The organism is Luteimonas sp. MC1828, assembly GCF_016461615.1.
GTDB lineage: Bacteria > Pseudomonadota > Gammaproteobacteria > Xanthomonadales > Xanthomonadaceae > Luteimonas.
Genome location: NZ_JAEMNY010000001.1, coordinates 676,678 through 699,176, shown reverse-complemented (window position 1 = coordinate 699,176; position 22,499 = coordinate 676,678). Strand labels below are relative to the sequence as shown.

The 22,499-nt window shown below is 69.0% G+C and carries 22 protein-coding genes; 19 read left to right on the top strand and 3 right to left on the bottom strand.

Annotated elements, in window-relative coordinates; translation table 11 throughout:
• The first annotated feature begins 116 nt into the window (after positions 1-116).
• Together JHB91_RS03325 and JHB91_RS03320 are read left to right on the top strand one after the other, a co-directional pair.
• The gene (locus JHB91_RS03325) at positions 117-635 is read left to right on the top strand and encodes a hypothetical protein (RefSeq protein ID WP_199372602.1); all 519 of its coding nucleotides are present in this window, start codon (positions 117-119) and stop codon (positions 633-635) included.
• 106 nt (positions 636-741) lie between these two features.
• Positions 742-1,338 carry a hypothetical protein gene (locus JHB91_RS03320; protein ID WP_199471446.1) on the top strand — a complete coding sequence of 199 codons (597 nt, stop codon included), beginning with the start codon at positions 742-744 and terminating at the stop codon, positions 1,336-1,338.
• Between the two features lie 54 nt (positions 1,339-1,392).
• Here JHB91_RS03320 and JHB91_RS03315 read toward each other — a convergent pair whose 3' ends face one another.
• From JHB91_RS03315 to JHB91_RS03305, 3 genes are all read right to left on the bottom strand, one after another.
• The gene (locus tag JHB91_RS03315) at positions 1,393-2,598 is read right to left on the bottom strand and encodes an acetyl-CoA C-acyltransferase (RefSeq protein WP_199471444.1); all 1,206 of its coding nucleotides are present in this window, start codon (positions 2,596-2,598) and stop codon (positions 1,393-1,395) included.
• 31 nt (positions 2,599-2,629) lie between these two features.
• Positions 2,630-5,002: a 3-hydroxyacyl-CoA dehydrogenase/enoyl-CoA hydratase family protein gene (locus tag JHB91_RS03310; RefSeq protein ID WP_199471442.1), complete on the bottom strand. Its 2,373-nt coding sequence runs from the start codon at positions 5,000-5,002 to the stop codon at positions 2,630-2,632.
• Positions 5,003-5,174: 172 nt separating this feature from the next.
• Positions 5,175-5,789 (bottom strand): TetR family transcriptional regulator, encoded by a 615-nt coding sequence (locus tag JHB91_RS03305; RefSeq protein WP_343225048.1) that lies wholly within the window; start codon positions 5,787-5,789, stop codon positions 5,175-5,177.
• A gap of 225 nt (positions 5,790-6,014) precedes the next feature.
• On the opposite strand from JHB91_RS03305, the gene ndk reads away from it, so the two are divergent.
• The 17 genes from ndk (at position 6,015) to orn (ending at position 22,258) form a co-directional block, all read left to right on the top strand.
• A complete protein-coding gene (gene ndk / locus JHB91_RS03300; RefSeq protein WP_199372607.1) occupies positions 6,015-6,440 on the top strand; it encodes a nucleoside-diphosphate kinase in 426 nt (141 codons plus the stop codon).
• An 82-nt stretch (positions 6,441-6,522) separates the two neighbouring features.
• Positions 6,523-7,683 (top strand): 23S rRNA (adenine(2503)-C(2))-methyltransferase RlmN, encoded by a 1,161-nt coding sequence (gene rlmN, locus JHB91_RS03295; RefSeq protein ID WP_343225047.1) that lies wholly within the window; start codon positions 6,523-6,525, stop codon positions 7,681-7,683.
• Complete coding sequence (locus tag JHB91_RS03290) at positions 7,670-8,485, top strand: tetratricopeptide repeat protein (RefSeq protein ID WP_233398505.1); 816 nt, start codon at positions 7,670-7,672, stop codon at positions 8,483-8,485. Before rlmN ends, JHB91_RS03290 begins: the two co-directional genes overlap by 14 nt.
• The gene (locus tag JHB91_RS03285; protein ID WP_199472638.1) at positions 8,485-9,300 is read left to right on the top strand and encodes a RodZ domain-containing protein; all 816 of its coding nucleotides are present in this window, start codon (positions 8,485-8,487) and stop codon (positions 9,298-9,300) included. Before JHB91_RS03290 ends, JHB91_RS03285 begins: the two co-directional genes overlap by 1 nt.
• 133 nt (positions 9,301-9,433) lie before the next feature.
• Entirely contained in the window at positions 9,434-10,078 is a 645-nt protein-coding gene (locus JHB91_RS03280; RefSeq protein ID WP_199471433.1) for a tetratricopeptide repeat protein, read from the top strand.
• Positions 10,075-11,286: an outer membrane protein assembly factor BamB gene (bamB, locus tag JHB91_RS03275; protein ID WP_199471430.1), complete on the top strand. Its 1,212-nt coding sequence runs from the start codon at positions 10,075-10,077 to the stop codon at positions 11,284-11,286. Before JHB91_RS03280 ends, bamB begins: the two co-directional genes overlap by 4 nt.
• Positions 11,287-11,289: 3 nt before the next feature.
• Positions 11,290-12,705, top strand: a complete 1,416-nt coding sequence (gene der, locus JHB91_RS03270) for a ribosome biogenesis GTPase Der (RefSeq protein WP_199372611.1) — start codon at positions 11,290-11,292, stop codon at positions 12,703-12,705.
• Complete coding sequence (locus JHB91_RS03265) at positions 12,702-13,277, top strand: NTP transferase domain-containing protein (protein ID WP_199471427.1); 576 nt, start codon at positions 12,702-12,704, stop codon at positions 13,275-13,277. Before der ends, JHB91_RS03265 begins: the two co-directional genes overlap by 4 nt.
• Positions 13,274-14,509, top strand: coding sequence for a gephyrin-like molybdotransferase Glp (glp, locus tag JHB91_RS03260; RefSeq protein WP_199471425.1), 1,236 nt, complete (start codon positions 13,274-13,276; stop codon positions 14,507-14,509). The genes JHB91_RS03265 and glp overlap by 4 nt, the downstream gene beginning before the upstream one ends.
• A 78-nt stretch (positions 14,510-14,587) precedes the next feature.
• Positions 14,588-15,724 (top strand): molybdopterin-synthase adenylyltransferase MoeB, encoded by a 1,137-nt coding sequence (gene moeB, locus JHB91_RS03255; protein WP_199471423.1) that lies wholly within the window; start codon positions 14,588-14,590, stop codon positions 15,722-15,724.
• Positions 15,725-15,846: 122 nt separating this feature from the next.
• Positions 15,847-16,833, top strand: a complete 987-nt coding sequence (locus JHB91_RS03250) for a DUF2272 domain-containing protein (RefSeq protein WP_199471421.1) — start codon at positions 15,847-15,849, stop codon at positions 16,831-16,833.
• A gap of 24 nt (positions 16,834-16,857) precedes the next feature.
• The gene (gene folD, locus JHB91_RS03245) at positions 16,858-17,739 is read left to right on the top strand and encodes a bifunctional methylenetetrahydrofolate dehydrogenase/methenyltetrahydrofolate cyclohydrolase FolD (protein ID WP_199471419.1); all 882 of its coding nucleotides are present in this window, start codon (positions 16,858-16,860) and stop codon (positions 17,737-17,739) included.
• Between the two features lie 78 nt (positions 17,740-17,817).
• Positions 17,818-19,275: an IMP dehydrogenase gene (gene guaB, locus JHB91_RS03240; RefSeq protein ID WP_199471417.1), complete on the top strand. Its 1,458-nt coding sequence runs from the start codon at positions 17,818-17,820 to the stop codon at positions 19,273-19,275.
• A gap of 1 nt (position 19,276) precedes the next feature.
• Positions 19,277-19,498, top strand: coding sequence for a hypothetical protein (locus JHB91_RS03235; RefSeq protein WP_199372618.1), 222 nt, complete (start codon positions 19,277-19,279; stop codon positions 19,496-19,498).
• Positions 19,495-21,078: a glutamine-hydrolyzing GMP synthase gene (gene guaA, locus JHB91_RS03230; RefSeq protein WP_199471414.1), complete on the top strand. Its 1,584-nt coding sequence runs from the start codon at positions 19,495-19,497 to the stop codon at positions 21,076-21,078. The genes JHB91_RS03235 and guaA overlap by 4 nt, the downstream gene beginning before the upstream one ends.
• Before the next feature lie 74 nt (positions 21,079-21,152).
• Positions 21,153-21,650, top strand: a complete 498-nt coding sequence (gene tadA / locus JHB91_RS03225) for a tRNA adenosine(34) deaminase TadA (RefSeq protein ID WP_199372620.1) — start codon at positions 21,153-21,155, stop codon at positions 21,648-21,650.
• A 53-nt stretch (positions 21,651-21,703) separates the two neighbouring features.
• Positions 21,704-22,258, top strand: coding sequence for an oligoribonuclease (orn, locus tag JHB91_RS03220; protein ID WP_255531436.1), 555 nt, complete (start codon positions 21,704-21,706; stop codon positions 22,256-22,258).
• The last annotated feature ends 241 nt before the right edge of the window (positions 22,259-22,499 follow it).

The window sequence follows — 22,499 nt, the reverse complement described above, 5'->3', positions numbered from 1 at the left end:
GATCGAGGCGCGCGTGACAGCTTCACGGAGGTATGGTTATAGTCGCCGGGTCGGGGGGCGCGCAGTGCGTCCCTACGTCAAGTGACTGCACATCACCCTAGGGAGAGATCCATTCCATGAAGCTTGTATCCACATTTGCCGCGCTGACGCTCGCGGCAGCCGCGACCTATAGCATTCCTGCCACTGCCCAGACTGTGCACGCCAATGGCTCGCAGCCGGCTGCCCGCTGCCAGGGCGCCCTGCCGGCGTTCGAAACCGCCATCCGCAAGCGCCCGCTCGCCATCCAGAACGAAGGCACCTCGTCGAGCTTCATCACCTGCGGCTTCGAGTTCGACAGCTACGAGGCCGTCGACAATTCGGCGCTGATGGTTGACACCTACTTCACCAACAACACCGCTGCACCGGTTTCGCTGACCTGCACCGCCGTGACCGGGTGGCAGACTGGTGACAACGAGTTCATCAGCCTGACCGAGGTGATTGCGCCCGGTGCCCAGAGCGAAAACATGGTCTGGTACGCTGAGGACTTCCCCGGCGGTGGCCTCGCCACCGGCCTGGTCGCCATCAGCTGCAACCTGCCTGTCGGCGTGGGCGTGAACGATACCTACATCTACTGGGCGTCGGACGACGCGGTCTGATCCAGCAGTTGCAGGAAATCGCAGGGGCGCCGGTCTATCCGGCGCCTTTTCGTTTCAGGGGTGTCAAGGGCTGTGCAGCCCGCATCCACAGAGGCCAAGCCGACGCATGAATCGCAACAACAAGACCCCCCTCGTCGTCGCCGCGGTGCTGGTTGCCGCGGTGGTCATCGGTACGATCGCGATGCGCGGCCAGCGTGATCCCGCACGGGATGCGGCCCTGTCCGAGGCTCCCGCGGCGAATGCTGTCGCACAAACCGCCCCGGCACCCGGCAACCGGCCGTCACGATCCCCGGCCAGGCAGGGCGCCTCGACCGAAGCCCAGCTGATCGATCATGTCGCACGCCGCGCGCAGCGTCGCGACGAGCAGGTGGCGCGCACAGCGGCCTTGAAGAAGCAGTCCGCCGAGCGGTTCGCCGCGGAGCAGGTGGACCCGGCGTGGGCACCGCAGAAGGAAGCCGAGCTGGCGGGCATTGCCGGCCAATCCGGCTTCGAAACGGCCGGCGTCAGGCCGACCAGCCTGAGCATGGACTGCAAGAGCAGCATGTGCAGAATCGACGGGCAATTCGCCAGCAATGGCGAAGCGGAAGACTGGATCCTGATCTACATGTCCAGCGTCGGTTCCGCGATGCCCAGCTCCGTGGTGTCGCGCACCCAGAACCCCGACGGCAGCACCCGCGTCGAGATCTACGGCCGGGCGCGCTGAATCGCCATGATCCGCGCGATGCGCTGATCGCATCGCGCGGATCATCCCGTTCTGTCAGAGCGCCTCGAAAATGCCAGCGGCGCCCATGCCGGTGCCGATGCACATCGTCACCATTCCGTACTTCTGCGCCCGCCGCCGCATGCCGTGGACGATGGTGGCCGTGCGCACCGCGCCCGTGGCTCCGAGCGGATGCCCCAGCGCGATTGCACCGCCCAGCGGGTTGATCCTTGACGGATCGAGCCCGCAATCGCGTATCACCGCCAGCGCCTGCGCGGCAAAAGCTTCGTTGAGCTCGATCCAGTCGAGTTGGTCACGGGTCAGGCCCGCCTGTTTCAGGGCCTTCGGGATGGCCGCGATCGGTCCGATCCCCATCACTTCGGGGCGCACGCCGGCCACCGAGAACGACACGAAGCGGGCAAGCGGCGTCAGGCCGTAGTCCTTGATGGCCTGCTCGGACGCAAGCAGCACCGCGCCCGCACCGTCGCTCATCTGCGAGGAGTTTCCGGCAGTCACGGTGCCCCCGAACTGGCCGTTGCGGAACACCGGTCGCAACTTGGCCAGGCCTTCCGCCGACGTGTCGGCACGCGGGCCCTCGTCGTGCTCGACGAGCAGCTTCTTCGTGCGGATGGTCTTGCCGCCGAGGTCGGGCTGGCGCGAGAGCACTTCGTAGGGGCTGATCTCGTCGCGGAACTCGCCGGCCTTGGCAGCCGCCAGCGCCTTGAGGTGCGAGTCGACCGCGAACGCATCCTGGTCCTCGCGCGAGACCTTCCATTCCTCGGCAACCTTTTCCGCGGTGATGCCCATGCCATAGGCGATGGCCACGTGGTCGTCGCGAAACACGCTGGGTGACAACGCCACCTTGTTGCCCATCATCGGCACCATGCTCATGCTCTCGGTGCCGCCGGCGAGCACCAGGTCGGCGTTGCCCAACCGGATCTGGTCGGCCGCCAGCGCGACCGCCTGGAGGCCGGAGGCGCAGAAGCGGTTGACGGTCTGCGCCGCCAGGGCATCCGGCAAGCCGGCCAGCAGCACGCCGATGCGTGCCACGTTCATGCCTTGCTCGGCCTCGGGCATGGCGCAGCCGATGATGGCGTCATCGATGCGGTTGACGTCGATGCCCGGCGCCTGCGCGACGACGGCCTTCAGCACGTGCGCCAGCATGTCATCGGGCCGGGTGTTGCGGAACACGCCCTTGGGCGCCTTGCCCACCGGAGTGCGGGTGGCGGCGACGATGTAGGCGTCCTGGATCTGCTTGCTCATGTTGGTCTTGTCCTGTGTCGTCGGGCGCGCGTCAGTTGCGCAGCGGCTTGCCGGTCTTGAGCATGTGCGCGATGCGCGCCTGGGTTTTTTCCTGCTGCGCGAGCTCCACGAAGTGCTGGCGCTCGAGGCGCAGCAGCCAGTCCTCGTCGACGAGCGCGCCGCGGTCGACCTCGCCTCCGCACAGCACGGTGGCGATGCGGCTGGCGATCTCGTAGTCGTACTCGCTGATGAAACGGCCCTCCAGCATGTTGACCAGCAGCATCTTGAAAGTCGCGATGCCGACGTCACCGGCCACGCGAACCTGGCGGGCGGGCATCGGCGGGCGGTAGCCGCCTTCGGCAAGCGCCGCCGCTTCGTGGCGCGCGACGTGCAGAAGCTCGAAGGCGTTGAACACGACCCGGTCGCCGGCGCGCATCAGGCCGAGCTCCTTGGCCTCGACCGCCGAGGCAGAAGCCTTGGCCATCGCGACGGTCTCGAACACGCGCTTGAGTTCGGCGAACACGTCGCCGTTCGGCCCTGCGGCCTGCGAGGCCCGCACCGCGAGCTCCTTCAGGCCGCCGCCGGCCGGCAGCAGGCCGACGCCGGCCTCGACCAGCCCGACGTAGCTCTCGAGGTGGGCGACGGTTCGGGCACTGTGCATCTGGAACTCGCAGCCTCCGCCAAGAGCCAGGCCGCGCACCGCGGCCACCACCGGCACCAGCGAATACTTGATCGCCTGGCTGGTGGCCTGGAAGTTCTTCACCATGGCTTCGAACGCATCGACCTTGCCCGCCTGCAGCAGCCCGAGCGCACCGGCCAGGTCCGCGCCGGCCGAGAACGGCTCCTTCGGCTGCCAGATCACCAGACCGGCGAAATCGCGCTCGGCGCGCGCCACCGCTTCCTGCAGGCCGTCCAGCACATGGTCGGACACCGTGTGCATCTTGGTCTTGAACGACGCCACTGCGACGTCGTTGCCGTCGGTCCACATGCGGATGCCGTCGTTCTCGAACACCGTCTCGCCCTTGGCGAACGACTCGCCCAGCAGCGGATCCGGGAAGCGCTGGCGCTTGTACACCGGCAGCGCGGAGCGCGGAAGCCGGGCGTTCTTGCCCGGGCTGTAGCTCCCCTCGGCCGAATGCACCCCATCGCGGCCGTCGAACACCCAGTCGGGCAGGGGAGCGTCGCTCATCGCCTTGCCGGCGACGATGTCGTCCGCGATCCACTGCGCGACCTGCTTCCAGCCCGCCGCCTGCCAGGTCTCGAACGGGCCGAGCGACCAGCCGTAACCCCAGCGGATTGCCAGGTCGACATCGCGCGCGGTCTCGGCGATGTCGGCCAGGTGGTAGGCGCTGTAGTGGAACAGGTCGCGGAAGGTGGCCCAGAGGAACTTGGCCTGGGGGTGGTCGCTGGCGCGCAGTTTCGCGAACTTCTCGACCGGGTCGCGCGTCTTCAGGATTTCGACCACCTCGGGCGCCGCCACGCGGTCGGCGGGGCGGTAATCACCGGCCGCCGGGTCGACGACCATGATCTCCTTGCCCACCTTGCGGAAGATGCCGGCACCGGTCTTCTGGCCCAGCGCGCCCTTCTCGACAAGCGCGGCGAGCCACTTCGGCGACTTGAAGTACTTGTGCCAGGGATCGTCGGGCAGGGTGTCGGCCATGGTCTTGATGACGTGGGCCATGGTGTCCAGGCCGACGACATCGGACGTGCGATAGGTCGCCGACTTCGGGCGCCCCACCAGCGGCCCGGTCAGCGCATCGACCTCGTCGAACCCGAGCCCCGACTCGCGGGTGTGGTGGATGGTCGACAGGATCGAGAACACGCCGATGCGGTTGCCGATGAAATTCGGCGTGTCGCGGGCGTACACGACGCCCTTGCCCAGCGTGGTGGTCAGGAACGTCTCCAGCCCCTGGAGCACGGCCTTGTCGGTGGTGCGCGCGGGAATCAGCTCCGCCAGGTGCATGTAGCGCGGCGGGTTGAAGAAGTGCACGCCGCAGAAGCGGCTGCGCAGGGATTCCGGCAGCACGTCGGCCAGCTTGTTGATGCCCAGGCCCGAGGTGTTGCTGGCGAGCACGGCGTGGTCGGCGATGAACGGCGCGATCTTCGCGTACAGATCCTGCTTCCAGTCCATGCGCTCGGCGATCGCCTCGATGACCAGGTCGCAGTCCTTGAGACGCTGCAGCCCGAGTTCGTAGTTGGCAGGGATGATCGCCGCGGCGAGGTCTTTCGAGGCCAGCGGGGCCGGGCTCAGCTTTCCGAGGTTGGCGATCGCCCTGGTGACGATGCCGTTCGGATCACCGTCCTTGGCCGGCAGGTCGAACAGCACCGTGTCGACGCCGGCATTGGTCAGGTGGGCCGCGATCTGCGCTCCCATCACCCCGGCACCGAGTACCGCGGCCCTGCGCACAAGCAATTTCTCGGACATGTTTCCTGGCTCCATGAGGGACTCGTTCATCAGTCCGGGGTCCGTGCCGACATGCGCGGATCGCCGGTTATGCAGCCCAGGCCATCCGATGGGGGGCCTGGTCACTTGTCAATAAACTTGAAATATATGTTCCAGTCTATTGATTTCAATCAATTTGAATGCTGGTCTCGCGTCAGCTTTGGATGCCGGCCGCCGCGAAGCGGATCAATTCCTCGGCGGCGCGCTTGCGGTGCGCAACCTCGCTGACCGTCGCGGGCCGCTTGATCAGGCCGAACTCCGACATCGCGTAGGTCAGCGCGCCCGCCAGGAAGTCCAGGCGCCAATAGAGCTGCTCCTTGTCCAGCTGCGGCACGCACTCGGCGATCGCCTTGGCGAACTCGCGCAGCACGTGGCCGTACTGTTCGGACAGGAACTTGCGCAGGCCGTCGTTTTTCTCGGCGTAGGCGCGGGCGATCACGCGGATGAAGGCCACGCCGCCCTGGCGGTCCCGGGCGAGCGCCAGCGCGGGCTCGATGAATGCCGCCAGCAGCGGCTCCAGGGCGCCGGGCGAGGTCTCGCGGGCCTCGGCGAGGAGTTCGAGGCGGCGCCGGCTCATCTCGTCCATGCGGCGGCGGAAGACCTCGTTGATCAGGTTTTCCTTGCTGCCGAAGTGGTAGTTGACCGCCGCGATATTGACGTCGGCGCGGCTGGTCACCTGGCGCAACGACGTGCCGCCGAAGCCGTGCAGCGCGAACAGTTCCTCGGCGGCTCCGAGGATCCTGTCCTTGGTCGAGAATTGGGTGGTCACCATGGCTGCGGGGGAACCGCTCCTGAATCAAACGCTTGTTTTGATACTAGGTGCAGGCCGCCGCTCCGGTCAATCGCCGATCATGTAGGAAGTGCGTGCAGGCGGCGTGTGCGTTCCGGTAGAATCACACTAGCCATATCGGCTAAACCCGCGCCCTGCGTGGGTTTTTTCTGTTACCTTCTGGGACTGCCTGAGACATGGCGGCCCGCCTTTCGGAGATTTCCCATGGCGCTGGAGCGCACCCTGTCCATCATCAAGCCCGATGCCGTCGCCAAGAACGTCATCGGCGAGATCTATGCCCGCTTCGAGAAGGCCGGCCTCAAGATCGCCGCCGCGAAAATGAAGCAGCTGTCGCGCGCGGAGGCCGAAGGCTTCTACGCCGTGCACCGCGAGCGCCCGTTCTTCAACGCACTGGTCGAGTTCATGATCAGCGGCCCGGTGATGATCCAGGTACTGGAAGGCGAGGGTGCCGTGCTCAAGCACCGCGACCTGATGGGCGCCACCAACCCGAAGGATGCCGCCGCGGGCACGATCCGCGCCGACTTCGCCGACTCCATCGACGCGAACGCCGTGCACGGTTCCGACGCTGCGGATACCGCCGCCGTCGAGATCGCGTACTTCTTCCCGTCGACCGACGTTTACGCTCGTTGATCTTTTTTGCCACGGATTTGCGCGGTGGCCGCGCCCTTGATCCGCGTGATCCGTGGCAAGTGTTCTTGACCCTAGAAGCCCAGTGACCGAATCCACAGCCAAGCAGAACCTGCTCGACCTCGACCGCGAGGGCCTGGAGCGCTTTTTCGCCGACGAACTCGGCGAGAAGCGTTTCCGTGCGCATCAGGTGATGAAGTGGATCCACCACCGCCACGTCACCGACTTCGACGAGATGACCGATCTCGGCAAGCCCCTGCGCGCGAAGTTGCTGGAGCGCGCCGAGGTGATCGTGCCGCAGGTGCATTTCGACAAGCCTTCCACCGACGGCACCCACAAGTGGCTGCTGGGCATGGATGGCAAGAACGCCATCGAGACCGTGTACATCCCGGACAAGGGTCGCGGCACGCTGTGCGTGTCGTCCCAGGTCGGCTGCGCGCTCAACTGCCAGTTCTGCTCCACCGCGACCCAGGGCTTCAACCGAAACCTGTCCACCGCCGAGATCATCGGCCAGGTGTGGGTTGCGGCGAAGCACCTCGGCAACATTCCCCACAAGCAGCGGCGCCTCACCAACGTGGTGATGATGGGCATGGGCGAGCCGCTGATGAACTTCGACAACGTGGTGCGCGCGATGAGCGTGATGCGCGACGACCTCGGCTACGGCCTGGCCAACAAGCGCGTGACCCTCTCCACCGCCGGCATGGTGCCGATGATCGACCGGCTGTCCGAAGAAAGCGACGTCTCGCTGGCCGTGTCCCTGCATGCCGCCAACGACGAGCTGCGCACCGAACTCGTCCCGCTCAACAAGAAGTACCCGATCGCCGAGCTGATGGCCGCCTGCGAGCGCTACGTGCGCCGCAAGCCGCGCTCGTCGATCACCTTCGAATACACGCTGATGAAGGACGTCAACGACCAGCCGGTGCACGCGCGCCAGCTGGCCCGGCTGATGCGCCAGTTCGGCAACGCGCTCCAGGTGAAGGATGCCGCCAAGGTCAACCTGATTCCGTTCAACCCGTTCCCGGGCACGCGTTTCCAGCGCTCCGGCGAGGACGAGATCCGCGCATTCCAGAAGCTGCTGCTCGATGCGCAGGTGCTGACCATGGTGCGGCGTACGCGTGGCGACGACATCGATGCCGCCTGCGGCCAGCTCAAGGGCCAAGTGGCCGACCGCACCCGCCGCCAGGCCGAGTTCCGCAAGCACCTCGAACAGATCACGGGCGGGGAGGGCGGTGATGCGGCGGCTTGAATTCTTCGGCCTGGTGATCGCCTGCACGCTGCTGGCCGCCGGCTGCTCGCGACTCACGTTCATAAAGCCGAGCGCGCAGCGCGGCGACTCGACGCAGATCGCGCCCGTGTACGACTTCAGCGATGACAGCAAGTCGCGCGGCAAGACGTCCGCACGCGGCCACCTGCTGCGTGGCGAACAGGCATTGCACGCGGGCCGGTACGCCGACGCCGCCAGCGAGGCGCGACAGGCGATGAAGGTCGACGGCCGCGACGCCGATGCGCACACGCTGCTTGCATTGGCGCTCGAGAACCAGGGCGAGGATCGCGATGCCGGCAAGCACTACGCGCGCGCCGCCGAGCTCAAGCCCTCAGGTGCCACCTTGAACAACAACGGCGCCTGGCTGTGCCGCAACGGCCGCGCTGCCGAGTCGATCACGTGGTTCGACCGCGCCCTGGCCGACCGCAGCTACGCCAGCCCCGCCTCGGCGCTGGCCAACGCAGGCGCCTGTGCCGATGCCGGCGGCCAGCCGGGGCGCGCCGAGCGCGACCTGCGCGCGGCACTGGCCCTCGATCCGGTCAACGCCGTCGGTCTGGAGGCGCTGGCCAGGCATTTGTACGGGCGCGGGGAATACTTCGAGGCGCGGGCATTCTCGCAACGTCGGCTGGACGCGGGGCCGGCGTCGCCGGCCGCGCTGCAACTTGCGTCACAGATCGAGGAAAAGCTCGGCGACAAGGCTGCCGCCGCTCGTTATGTTCAGCGCCTGCGGACGGAATTCCCGCACGCGCAGGCAGTGCTGCCCGGGGACAGCAGTTCACGATGATGCCGCCAGACAAGAATGTGGCCGCCGATGCCGACTACGGCTGTGGCCGCCGCCTACGCAATGCCCGCGAGGCCGCGGGCCTCTCCATCGAAGACGTTGCCGCCCGGCTGCGGATGCCGGTGCGCGTTGTCGAGTCGCTCGAGGCCGAGGACTGGAGCCGGCTGGGCGCGCCGGTCTACGTGCGCGGACAGTTGCGCAGCTATTCGCGCCTGCTGGGCCTGTCCACCGCCACCATGCAGGCCGTAGTCGGGGTCGCCCCGGTGGAGCCGGTGACACTGGTGCCGCGCACCTACGTGCCACGCATGCGGATCGTGGCCGAACAGTTCGCCAAGCGCCTGGTGTACGTGGTGATCACCGCAGCCATCGCACTGCCGGTGTGGCTGGCCACCAGGCCGCATCTCGCCACGCAGGGTGCCGAATCCGCCTCGCTTGACATGCCTGTGGCCTCCACGGCTCGCCAGCCCGGCGCGCCAGGGGTCGCCGGGGCTCGCCAGCCGGTGCCTCTGGTTGCCTCGATGGCGCCGGTCGCGCAGCGCTCCAGCGGCGCGGCGGTGGCGCTCGAACTGCGGCTGGTCGACGACAGCTGGGTGGAAATCACCGGCAGTGACGGGCGCGTCATCGAGCAGTCGCTGCTGCGCGCAGGCACGACGCGCAGCTTCGCCACCGGTGAGGTTGGGGGCATGGTGTTCGGCAACGCGTCCGCGATCGAGCTGCGGCGCAACGGGGCCGAGCTGGACCTCGCACCGTTCCTTCGGGCGAACGTCGCCCGCTTTACGGTATCCTCTGACGGATCGCTGGTACCCGCTGGTCGTTGACCAGGGGTGCCACGGCAGCGGTGGCCCGCAAGGCGGGCCATCCGCGTGCAACCGAGGACCCGTTCGCGGGTCACATTCCTTCCCATAGCTGCCCGCGGATACGCCGGGTGGCTCGCAGCCCGATCGGACGGTCATGGCAGTAGACGAGTTGCTCGATGAGCACGAACAGGGCGAGCGTGTTCGCCAGTGGGTGCGCGAAAACGCCCTTGGCGTTGTCGCCGGCATTGCGGTGGCACTCGGCCTGGTCTGGGGCTTCCAGCAGTGGCAGGACCACCGCCTGGATCAGCGCATGGCGCAGAGCGACGCCTACGCCGCGGTGAACGCGAGTATTGCCGCCGGTGATCTGGACAAGGCCCGCGAGCTTGCAGCCGCGGCCGACCTGCACGACGGCCCGTTCGCGGCATTGCTGGCGCTTGACCTGGCGAAAGCGCAGGTCGATGCCGGTGACACCGAAGCCGCCACCGCGACGCTGTCCGCCCTGACCGATCCGGGCCCCGCGCTCGAGTCGGTCGTTGCGCGCCGCCTGGCGAGCCTGCATGTCGCTGCGGGCAAGGCCGACGAGGCGCTGGCGGTGCTGGGCGACGCAACCGATGCCGGCAGCCTCGAAACCCGAGGCGATGCACACATGGTGGCCGGTCGTGCGGACGATGCGCGCGAAGCCTACACCGCGGCCCTCGCCGCGCTTGATGTCGCCGCGGTGCCGCAGCGGCGCCTGCTCGAAATCAAGTTGATCGATGCCGGCGGCGTGCCGGCCCACACGGAGAGCGACGCCCGATGACCGAAGCACAGCGCACCAGCCCAACCCGGGCCGGTTCCCGATTCGCCACCCGCGCCGCGACCATCCTGGTCTGCCTGGCCGTGGTCACGGGCTGCAGCACCGTCAAGGGCTGGTTTGGCGGCAAGGGCGACGACGCCAAGGCCGGCGAGCCGGCCGAGCTCGTCAAGTTCGAAGCCACCGCAACGCCCACCCGCATCTGGAAGGCCAGCGCCGGCAAGGGCGAGGGCTCCACCGGCGTACGCCAGGGCCCGGCAGTGGCCGATGGCAGGGTATTCGCTGCCTCGATCAAGGGCGGCGTCCGCGCATTTGATCTGCAGTCCGGGGCACAGGCCTGGCATCACGCAAGCGACCTGCGCCTGTCCGGCGGCCCGGGAGCCGGCGATGGGCTGGTGGTCGTGGGCAGCCTCGACGGCGAAGTGGTGGCGCTGGATGCGACCACCGGAGCGGAACGTTGGACGGCGAAGGTCGTCAGCGAAGTCATTGCCGCGCCCACGATCGGCCAGGGGCTGGTACTGGTGCGCTCCAATGAAGGGCGTGTCACCGCGTTCGACGCGTCCAATGGCGAGCGGCGCTGGTTCTGGGTCCAGGACCTGCCTTCGCTCACCGTGCGCGGCAACGCGCCGGTGACCCTGGGGCCCGGGCACGCCTTCGTCGGCCTGGACGACGGCCGCGTGGTCGCGCTTGCGCTCGGCGATGGGCGGGTGCTCTGGGAGCAACCGATCTCGCTTGGCGACGGCCGCACCGAACTCGATCGCATGGCGGACGTCGACGGCGCTCCGGTGCTCGACGGCCCGGTCCTGTTCGCAACCAGCTACAAGGGCCGGACGATGGCCTTCGAGGCGCCGAGCGGGCGCCCGATCTGGGCAGCGGAGAGCGGTGGCGCAGGCGGCGTTTCAGTGGGCAGCGACCGGCTCGTCGTGAGTGACAAGGCCGGCACCGTGTGGGCCATCGACAAGTACGTCGGTACTTCCTACTGGCGGCAGCCCGCTCTGACCAACCGCAACCTCGGTCCGGCGCGGATCCACGGCAGCTATGCCGTGGTCGGCGACTTCGATGGCTACCTGCACTGGATGCGCCTGCTGGACGGCGAGTTCGTAGCGCGCGAGCGTGCGGGCCGCAATGCCCTGGCTGGTCCGCCGGTGGTGGCCGACGGCATCCTCGTGGTGCAGGACGTCGACGGCGATATCAGCGCCTGGCGCATTGACTGACCCATGTTCCCACTGGTCGCTCTGGTTGGTCGCCCGAACGTCGGGAAGTCGACGCTTTTCAATGCGTTGACGCGCACGCGTGACGCGCTGGTCCATGACCAGCCGGGTGTGACCCGGGATCGCCATTACGGGGTCTGCCGGCTGGACGAGGACCGTCCCTTCGCGCTGGTCGATACCGGCGGCATCTCTGCCGGCAATGTCCATCTCGAAACCGGCAACCTGGCCGGCGCCACCGCGCGCCAGGCCCGCGCCGGCGCCGAGGAGGCCGACCTGGTGCTGTTCGTCGTCGATGGCCGCGAAGGCCCTTCGGCGCTCGACGACGAGATTCTCGCCTGGCTGCGCAAGGCGTCGCGTCCAACGTTCCTGGTGGTCAACAAGACCGACGGCATCGACGCGCGCGAATCGCTCGCGGAGTTCTCGCGCTACGGCTTCAGCGATGTCTTCGCGGTGTCGTCGGCGCACCGCCACGGCATCGACGACCTGGTGGACGAGATCCTGGCGAAGTTGCCCGAGCAGGGCGAAGCCCCCGTGCCGGACAATGATCCGGAGCGTGTCCGCGTCGCCTTCGTCGGGCGCCCCAACGTCGGCAAGTCGACGCTGGTCAACCGCATCCTGGGCGAGGAGCGGATGATCGCCTCCGAAGTCGCCGGCACCACGCGCGATTCGATTGCCGCCGACCTCGAGCGCGACGGCCGCCGCTACCGGCTGGTCGACACCGCCGGCATCCGCCGCAAGTCGCGCGTCGACGAAGCGGTGGAGACCTTCTCGATCATCAAGACCCTGCAGTCGATCGAGCAATGCCAGGTCGCCGTGGTGATGATCGACGCCAACGAAGGCGTGACCGACCAGGACGCCAGCGTGCTGGGTGCCGTGCTCGATGCCGGCCGTGCCCTGGTGGTGGCGGTGAACAAGTGGGATGGGCAGAGCGACTACCAGCGCGAGCAGGTCGAGTCGCTGCTGTCGCGCAAGTTGGCGTTCGTGGAGTGGGCGGAGGCGGTGCGCATCAGCGCGCTGCACGGCTCCGGCCTGCGCGAGCTGTTCCGCGCCATCCATCGCGCGCACGCCTCTGCCACGCGCCAGTTCAGCACCGCCGAAGTCACGCGTGCGGTCGAGGTGGCGTACGAATCCAATCCGCCGCCGGTGGTGCGCGGACATGCCGCCAAGCTGCGCTTCGCGCATCCCGGTGGTGAAAACCCGCCGACCATCGTCATCCACGGCACGCGCCTGCGCACGTTGCCCGACAGCTACAAGCGCTACCTGGAGAACTTCTTCCGCAAGCGCTTCAAGCTGGTCGGAACGCCCGTGCAACTGGTGTTCAAGGAAGGCGAGAATCCCTACAAGGACCGCAAGAACGTGCTGAGCGCGCGGCAGGTGGTCAAGAAGCGGCGGATGATCCGCCACGTCAAGCGCGGGAAGTGAACGCCGGGGCGACGACGCTCGGGCTCCTGGCCGGTGGACGCGCCACGCGCCTCGGCGGGATCGACAAGGCCTGGCTCGAACGCGGCGGCATGCCACAGGTGCTGCGGCTGGCGGAACGCGTCCGTGGCGAAGTGGACGCGGTGCTGGCCAGCGCCAACCGCGATCACGACCGCTATGCGGCGCACGACATGGATGCCGTCGCCGACCGGTTCACCGGCATCGGACCGCTCGGCGGCCTTGATGCCTTGGCCGAGGCATGCGCCACGCCGTGGCTGCTGACGCTGCCGGTCGACCTGCTCTCGGTGAACGACTGCCTGCTTCGCAGCCTGCGTGCGGCGGGCGCTGAAGGCGCATTTGCCGAAGACGATGATGGCGCGCAGCCGCTGGTCGCGCTGTGGCGCGTAGCCGCCCTGCGCGCGGCGCTGCCGGCAGTCATCGCGTCCGGCGCGCATGCGGTGCAGGACCTGCAGGCAGGCCTCGGCATGGCCGGTGTGCGGTTCGAAGGGGTGCGCTTCGGCAACCTCAACACGCCGGCGGACCTGGCCGCCGCCGGCATCGTCGCATCGCCATGAGCGATCCGGCCCCGTTCCCGAGCCGGATCAGCCACGCCGAAGCGCTGGCGATCGTCCGCACGCTGGGCGTCGCCCGTGCCACGGGCGCGCAGGACGTGTCGCTTGCGCGCGCGCACGGCCATGTGCTGGCCGCGGACCTGGTGGCCGGCATTGCCCAGCCACCGTTCGACAATTCGGCGATGGACGGCTACGCGCTGCGCCATGTGGACCTCGTCCCCGACGGCATCACCCGGCTGCGGCTGGTGGGCGAGCAGTTTGCCGGCCGCGCGCAGCCGTTCCTGGTCGGCGCTGGTGAGTGCGTCCGCATCACCACCGGCGCGCCACTGCCTTCCGGTACGGACACCGTGGCCATGAAGGAGGACGCGCGTGTCGACGGTGACAAGGTTGATGTGCTGGTCGCGCCTGCGGCAGGCCGCCACGTGCGCCTGGCCGGCGAAGACTGCGTGCCCGGCGACCTCCTGCTGCGTGCGGGCGAGGTGCTCACCCCTGCGCGCGTCGCGCTTGCCGCGTCGCAAGGTGTGCCGACGCTGCAAGTCGCACGCCGCCCGACCGTGGCCGTATTCACCACCGGTGACGAGCTGGTCGAGCCGGGACTGCCGCTGGCGCCCGGGCAAATCCACAACAGCAACCGCGAATTGCTGATGGGCCTGCTGCGCGCCGAAGGCCTGGAGCCGGTCGCGTGGCCCACGCTGCCCGATGATCCGGAGCAGGTCGAATCCGCACTGCGCCACGCCGGGCATGCCTTCGACCTGGTGCTGACCTGCGGCGCGGTGTCGGTGGGCGAGAAGGACCATATTCCGGCGCTGCTGCAGGCCGAGGCGCGCATCGCGTTCTGGAAGGTCCGCATGAAGCCGGGCATGCCGGTGCTGCTGGCCGAAGGCGGCGGCCTCGGCGAAGCGCTGTTCCTGTGCCTCCCCGGCAACCCGGTCTCGGTGCTGGCGACATGGCTGACGCTCGGCCGCCCGCTGGTCGACGCCATGCAGGGCAGGACCGCCGCACGCCCGCGCTGGCGCGCAAGGCTGGCGACGCCGTGGCACAAGGGCCACGAGCGCCTCGAGTTCCTGCGCGGGCGGCTGGGGCAGGGCGCGGACGGTGTTCCGGAGGTCGAGCCGAGCCCCGCGGACGGCTCGCACCGGATGCGCGCGGCGGCGGATGCCGATGTCCTGCTGGTGCTCAACGAGGGCGCTCGGGACTACCCCGCGGGAGCGTTCGTCGACGTGCTTCCGTGCTGAACCGCGCGAAGCGCGCATCATGTCCACCTCGGGTTTCCCGCAGTCGGCGAGGCGGCGGTGTTGGGCGATAATCACGGCATGCCTGCCAACGAAACCACGCCGCGCGAAGCGCAGCGGCGACTCACTGCCGGTGCCCGCCTGGTCGATGTGCGCGAAGAACACGAGTACGCAGCCGGCATGGCCGACGGCGCAGTCGGGATCCCCCGCGCCGAACTCGAGGACGATCCGGGCTTCCACTTCCCGGACCGCGATACCGAGCTGCTGCTGATCTGCCAGACCGGTGGCCGCTCGATGCTCGCCGCCGAGGCGCTGCAGCGGCTCGGCTATCGCAACGTCACCACGGTTCGCGGCGGCACGCTGCGCTGGATCGCCGAAGGCCTGCCGGTCACGCGTCCCGCGGCGCACGAGGTCGACCGCGATTTCCACGAACGCTACTCGCGCCATCTGCTCCTGCCGGAAGTGGGCTCGCGTGGACAGCGCCGCCTCGAGGCTTCCCGCGTGCTGATGCTGGGCGCCGGCGGGCTGGGATCGCCCGCGGCGTTCTACCTGGCCGCGGCCGGCATCGGCCACCTGCGCATCGCAGACGACGACATCATCGAGCGCAGCAACCTGCAGCGCCAGATCCTGCATACCGACGCCGACATCGGCATGGCCAAGGTCGACTCGGCCGAGACCCGCCTGTCGGCGCTGAACCCGCGCATCAAGGTCGAGGCGATCCGCGAGCGGGTGACGTCGGCCAATGTCGAGCGCCTGCTCGAGGGCATTGACCTGGTGGTGGACGGCGCCGACAACTTCGCCGTGCGCTACCTGCTCAACGACGCCTGCGTGAAGCTCGGCATACCGCTGGTCTACGGCGCCGTGCACCGCTTCGAAGGCCAGGTGAGCGTGTTCGACGCGGGCCGCCACCGCGGACAGGCGCCGTGCTACCGCTGCCTGTTCCCCGAGCCGCCACCGCCGGAGTCCGCACCCAACTGCAGCGAGGCCGGCGTGCTCGGCGTACTCCCCGGCGTGATCGGCATGCTGCAGGCAACCGAGGCGCTGAAGCTCCTGCTGCACGTCGGCGAGCCGCTCGCCGGCCGCCTGCTGCATTTCGACGCCCTGGGCATGCGGTTCCGCGAAACCAGGCTGCCGGCGGATCCTGGCTGCGCGGTATGCGCGCCGGGCACGCCGTTCCCCGGCTACATCGACTACGCGGCGTTCTGCGCCGGCGGCTGATGCCGCGCCGCTGTCGCCAGCGCGTGAGCGCCTGGCGGCCGCGATGTCCTAGGCTGGGTACTTGATCCGGGGAGCGACGATCGATGGCCAGTCCTTCAAGTTGGCGAGTGCTGGGTTGCGCAATGGTCTTCTGGCTGCTGGGCGCGGCCTGGCCCGCGCATGCCGCCGATCCCTGTCCGCTGCTGCGGGCGCAGACGGGCGCGCCCGCCGCCGTCACCCGCGTCGCCGCGATCGCCTGCGACGAACACCAGCTCTGGTTCCGGCCCTTCATCGATCGCGACGGGCGCCTGGCCGGCTCGCAGGTGCGCGAGGCCGAGGCGGCGCTGCTCGCCAATGGCCAGCCGGCGTGGCTGCGCGTGGTGGACTACTGGCGCGGCAGCGGCCTGCTGTACCAGGCGCTGCAGCGCCCCGGCGCGAACGACTGCGTGCGTGCCGGCGGCCCGTACGCGGCGCCCGCCTGCCGCGGCTTCATCGTCGACACCCCGTGGTCGGCCGCCTTCGTGTCGTGGGTGCTCGGCCGCGCCGCGCTGCCGGGGTTCCGTGGTTCTGCGAGCCATGTCGGCTACGTGCGCGACGCCTATCGCGATCCCGAAGGCAGCGCCTACCGGGTTGCCGATCCGCGTGCGGTGCGGCCAGGGCAGGGTGACCTTCTCTGCTACGTGCGGGTGGCTGCGCGCAGCTACGGGTTCCCCGGGCTCGCCAGCCTGCTGAGTGGCGACGACGCCGGGCTCGGCATGCACTGCGACATCGTGGTGGCGGTGCAGCAGGGCGACGCAACCGCCTATCTCGTCGGTGGCAACGTACTGGACGGAGTGACGATGCGGCTGCTGCCGCTCACCCCCGGCGGGCAGTTCGCCGAGCTGCCGGCGCGTGCAGCCGATGGCGCCACGTGCACACCGGACACCCCGGCGGCCTGCAATGCCAACCGCCAGGACTGGGCGGTGCTGCTGCAGCTGCGTCCGGCGACGGAGTTGGCGCGACTGCTGCCGGCACGCCCGGTCCCGCCGCCTGCCGCGGCACCTGCGTCGCCGCAGTGCTGCATCAACTGCGTGGTTGGATCCGGTGTGCCGCGCTGCCCTGCAGGCGCACCCCCGAATCGGGGACAATGACGGCCCCACGCCCACGGCACAGGCATGTCAGAGACTTCCAGCCAGGCCCGCATCCTCGACGGCAAGCGGATCGCCGATGAGCTCCTCGATGCGCTCAAGGTGCGCGTCGACCGCCGCATCGCCGCCGGGCACGCGCCGCCCGGGTTGGCCGTCGTGCTGGTGGGCGACAACCCGGCATCGCGCTCGTACGTGCGCAACAAGCGCCGCGCGGCCGGCATCGTCGGGATTCGAGCGCTTGACTTCGACCTGCTGGAAGGCACCAGCGAAGCCGAACTGCTGGCTTTGATCGACCGGCTCAACGCCGACCCGTCGGTCAACGGCATCCTCGTGCAGCTGCCGCTGCCCGGCATCCCCGATGCCACGCGCCTGATCCATCGCATCGACCCGCGGAAGGATGTGGACGGGTTCCATCCGGAAAACGTCGGCCACCTGGCGCTGCGCCAGTTCGGGCTGCGCCCGTGCACGCCGCGCGGCATCACCACGCTGCTGGCGTGGACCGATCGCCCGGTGCGCGGGCAGAGCGCGACGATCGTCGGCGTCAGCAACCACGTCGGCCGACCGATGGCGCTGGAGCTGATGATCGCCGGTTGCACGGTCACCAGCTGCCACAAGTTCACCCCGCCCGAGGTGCTGCGCCGCCACGTGGGCGAAGCCGACATCCTGGTGGTCGCCGTGGGCAAGCCCGGCATGATCCCGGGCGACTGGATCAAGCCGGGCGCGGTGGTGATCGACGTCGGCATCAACCGGCTCGACGACGGCCGCCTGGTCGGCGATGTCGGCTTTGCCGAAGCTGCCACGCGCGCGAGCTGGATCACGCCCGTGCCTGGCGGCGTTGGCCCCATGACCGTGGCCACGCTGATGCAGAACACCCTGGAAGCGGCCGAGGCTGCCGACGCCGCGGAATAGGGCGTTCCGCCCGCGCGGGGCGACCCGCGGGCCCGCGGCGGCGTACAATGGCGCGCTTCACTCCCAACTGGCCCGCCCATGCTGCGCATCCAGGCTGAAGCGCTGACCTACGACGATATTTCGCTGGTCCCCGCCCATTCCATCGTCCTGCCCAAGGACGTCTCGCTCGCCACCCGGCTGACGCGCACGCTGCGCCTCAACATGCCGATCGTGTCGGCCGCCATGGACACCGTGACCGAAGCCAGGCTCGCCATCGCCATGGCCCAGCTCGGCGGCATCGGCATCATCCACAAGAACATGAGCCTCGAGCGCCAGGCGATCGAGGTCGCCAAGGTCAAGAACTTCGAGGCCGGGGTAATCCGCGAGCCGTTCACGGTCGGCCCGGAGACCTCGATCGGCGAGGTGCTGCGCCTCACCCGCGCGCGCAACATCTCCGGCGTGCCGGTGGTCGACGGCGACCACCTGGTCGGCATCGTCACCGGGCGTGACATGCGCTTCGAGACCAAGCTCGACGATCCCGTGCGCAACGTCATGACGCGCAAGGAACGCCTGGTCACCGTGCGCGAAGGCGCCAGCGACGATGAAGTCCTGCAGCTGCTGCACAAGCACCGCATCGAGAAGGTGCTGGTGGTCAACGACGACTTCCAGCTGCGCGGGCTGATCACCGTCAAGGACATCCAGAAGGCGCGCGACAATCCCAATGCCGCCAAGGATGCGTCGGAAAGCCTGCTGGTCGGCGCGGCGGTCGGCGTGGGCGGCGACACCGAGGCGCGCATCGAGGCGCTGGCCGCGGCGGGCGTCGACGTGATCATCGTCGACACCGCGCACGGGCACTCGCAGGGCGTTCTCGACCGCGTGGCCTGGGCCAAGAAGCGCTACCCGCAGATCGAGGTCGTCGGCGGCAACATCGTCACCGGAGATGCTGCACTGGCACTGATGGACGCCGGTGCCGACGCGGTGAAGGTCGGCGTGGGCCCGGGTTCGATCTGTACCACCCGCGTGGTCGCAGGCGTGGGCGTGCCGCAGGTCACCGCGATCGACATGGTCGCCTCCGCGCTGCAGGACCGCATTCCGCTGATCGCCGATGGCGGCATCCGCTACTCCGGCGATATCGGCAAGGCGCTTGCCGCGGGCGCGTCCACGGTGATGATCGGCGGCCTGTTCGCCGGCACCGAGGAAACCCCGGGCGAGACCGAGCTCTACCAGGGCCGCAGCTACAAGAGCTATCGCGGCATGGGCAGCCTGGCGGCGATGGAGAAGGGATCCAGCGACCGCTATTTCCAGGAGGCCGCCGACGCCGACAAGCTGGTGCCGGAAGGCATCGAGGGTCGCGTGCCGTACCGGGGCCCGCTGAGCGGCGTGATCCACCAGCTCATCGGCGGCCTGCGCGCCACCATGGGCTACGTCGGCTGCGGCACGGTCGAAGACATGCGCACCCGGCCGGAGTTCGTGAAGATCACCGGCGCCGGCCAGCGCGAGAGCCACGTCCACGACGTGCAGATCACCAAGGAACCGCCCAACTACAGGACCGGCTGACATGGCCGCACCTTCCGGCAAGCCACCGCGCCGGCGCCGCCTCGGCACCGGACTCCTGGTGCTGCTGCTGGTCGCCGCCGGCGTGTTCGCCTATGGCGAGTACCGCGCCTGGCAGCTGCGTGATTCCTGCACCGGCAACGCCGGCAGCTGGGACCGCGAACGCCAGCAATGCACCTTCCACGGCGGCGAAGTTCCCGCGCCGCCACCGAGCCAGACCCCATGACCGACCCGCATCGCGACAAGATCCTGATCCTCGATTTCGGCGCGCAGTACACGCAGCTGATCGCGCGCCGCGTTCGCGAACTCGGCACCTACTGCGAGATCTGGGCCTGGGACCATGACCCGGCCGAGATCGCCGCGTTCGCGCCGAAGGGCATCATCCTGTCCGGCGGGCCGGAGTCGACCACCGGCGCCGATGCGCCGGTCGCGCCGCAGGAGGTCTTCGACAGCGGCGTGCCGGTGCTGGGCATCTGCTACGGCATGCAGACCATGGCCAAGCAGCTGGGCGGCGAGACCGAGGCGGCCGATGCGCGCGAGTTCGGCCACGCCGAAGTCGTGCTGGTCGCCTCCGACAGCCTTTTCGGCGAGCTGAAGGACCACGCCGGCCTGCCGCCGCGGCTGGACGTGTGGATGAGCCACGGCGACCACGTCTCGCGCGCGCCTCCCGGCTTCACCGTCACCGCCAGGACCGCGCGCGTGCCGGTGGCCGCGTTCGCCAACGAGGACAAGCGCTGGTACGGCGTGCAGTTCCACCCCGAGGTCACCCACACCAAGTCCGGCCAGGAGCTGCTGCGCCGGTTCGTGGTGGAGATCTGCGGCTGCGAGACGCTGTGGACGGCCGAGCACATCATCGACGACCAGGTGGCGCGCGTGCGCGAGGCCGTGGGCGGTGACGAGGTCATCCTCGGCCTGTCCGGCGGCGTCGATTCGTCGGTGGTGGCGGCACTGCTGCACCGCGCGATCGGTGACCAGCTGACCTGCGTGTTCGTCGATACCGGCCTCTTGCGCTGGCAGGAAGGCGACCAGGTCATGGCGACTTTCGCCGACGCCTCCGACGCGCACGGCCTGGGGATCCGAGTGATCCGTGTCGATGCGCGTGATCGCTATTTCGCGGCGCTGGCCGGCGTCACCGACCCGGAGGCCAAGCGCAAGATCATCGGCAACCTGTTCGTCGAGATCTTCGACGAGCAGGCCGGCAAGCTCGCCAACGCCAAGTGGCTGGCGCAGGGCACCATCTATCCGGACGTGATCGAGTCCGCCGGCAGCAAGACCGGCAAGGCGCACGTCATCAAGAGCCACCACAACGTCGGCGGCCTGCCCGAGCACATGAAGATGGGCCTGGTGGAACCGCTGCGCGAGCTGTTCAAGGACGAGGTGCGGCGCATCGGCGTGGCGCTCGGCCTGCCGCACGAGATGGTCTACCGGCATCCGTTCCCGGGCCCCGGCCTGGGCGTGCGCATCCTTGGCGAAGTACGGCCGGAGTACGCCGACCTGCTGGCGCGCGCGGATGCGATCTTCATCGAGGAACTGCGCCTGGCGGACCTGTACGACAAGACCAGCCAGGCGTTCGCGGTGTTCCTGCCGGTGAAGTCGGTGGGCGTGGTGGGCGACGCGCGCGCCTACGAGTGGGTGATCGCGCTGCGCGCGGTGGAGACCATCGACTTCATGACCGCGCACTGGGCGCACCTGCCTTACGAATTCCTGGGTCGGGTGTCCAACCGGATCATCAACGAGGTGCGCGGCGTGTCGCGCGTGGTGTACGACATCAGCGGCAAGCCGCCAGCCACCATCGAGTGGGAGTGATGCCAGCCGCGGCATTCGCCGCGCTAGCTTCGCTTCCGCGCCAGGCTGGGGGCGCAGGCCACTAGAATGCGCACATGCCTGCCAACGCAACCGACACCCAGGCCGACCGCGACCAGCGCTGGATGCGCCACGCGCTCGCGCTGGCCGAGCGCGCGGAACGCGAGTTCGACGAGATTCCGGTAGGGGCGGTCCTGGTGGACGCCGCGGACCAGGTGCTGGGCGAAGGCTGGAACCGCAACATCGGGGATCACGATCCAACCGCGCACGCCGAGATCGTCGCCATGCGCCAGGCGGGCAGGGCGCTGGGTAACCATCGCCTGCTCGGCTGCACGCTGTACGTCACCCTTGAGCCCTGTGCGATGTGCGCCATGGCGATGGTGCACGCGCGCGTGGCACGCGTGGTGTTCGGCGCCACGGATCCGAAGACCGGTGCCGCGGGCAGCGTCTTCGACCTGCTGGCCGATCCGCGCCACAACCATCGCGTGGTGGTGCATGGCGGAGTGCTGGCCGATGAAGCGGGCACGCGGTTGCGTGCGTATTTCCGCGCCAAGCGCGGCCGCCCGACGGCTTGAGCCCGGCGACCGCGCGTTATCATGCGCATCTCGAGACATGGCAGGGAGCAGGCGTGGGCGCGAATGACAGGCTGGTCTGGATCGACCTTGAAATGACCGGCCTCGACACCGGCGCGGACTCGATCCTCGAGATCGCGACTGTCGTCACCGATGCCAACCTCGAAGTACTGGCCACCGGCCCCGAACTGGCCATCGCGCATCCGCTCGAGCGGCTCGAAGCCATGGACGACTGGAACCGCAACCAGCACGGTCGCTCCGGCCTGTGGCGCCGGGTGCTCGAAGAAGGCGTGGACATGGCCGAGGCCGAAGAACGCACGCTGGCGTTCCTCGGCGAATGGGTCGGGCCGAACCAGTCGCCGATCTGCGGCAATTCGATCTGCCAGGACCGCCGTTTCCTGCACCGCTGCATGCCACGCCTGGAGCGCTACTTCCACTACCGCAACCTCGACGTGAGCACGATCAAGGAGCTGGCGCGACGCTGGGCTCCGGAGGTCCTCGCGGGCATCCGCAAGGCCGGCACGCACACCGCGCTATCCGACGTGCAGGACTCGATCGCCGAGCTCCGCCACTATCGCCAGTCGATGGGCGCCTTCGCCCCCCGCGCCTGATTCCCAACGCCCTCGCATCGGTTCATCCGCCGGAGAGACAAGGGCGCGGCGCCTCTACAGGTGCCGGGTGCCAAGGCCCTTGAGGGCTCATGTCCCCCGGCGATGGCCTTGCGGCCATCGCCTCCTCCTTGACTTCCCCCTCAAGGGCCTTGGCACCCGGTACGCCGCAATACGCCGTGGTTCGAGAAGCAGAGCCACAGCCCGCGATCTCGCGCATGCTTCCTGTACCGGCAACCAGCGC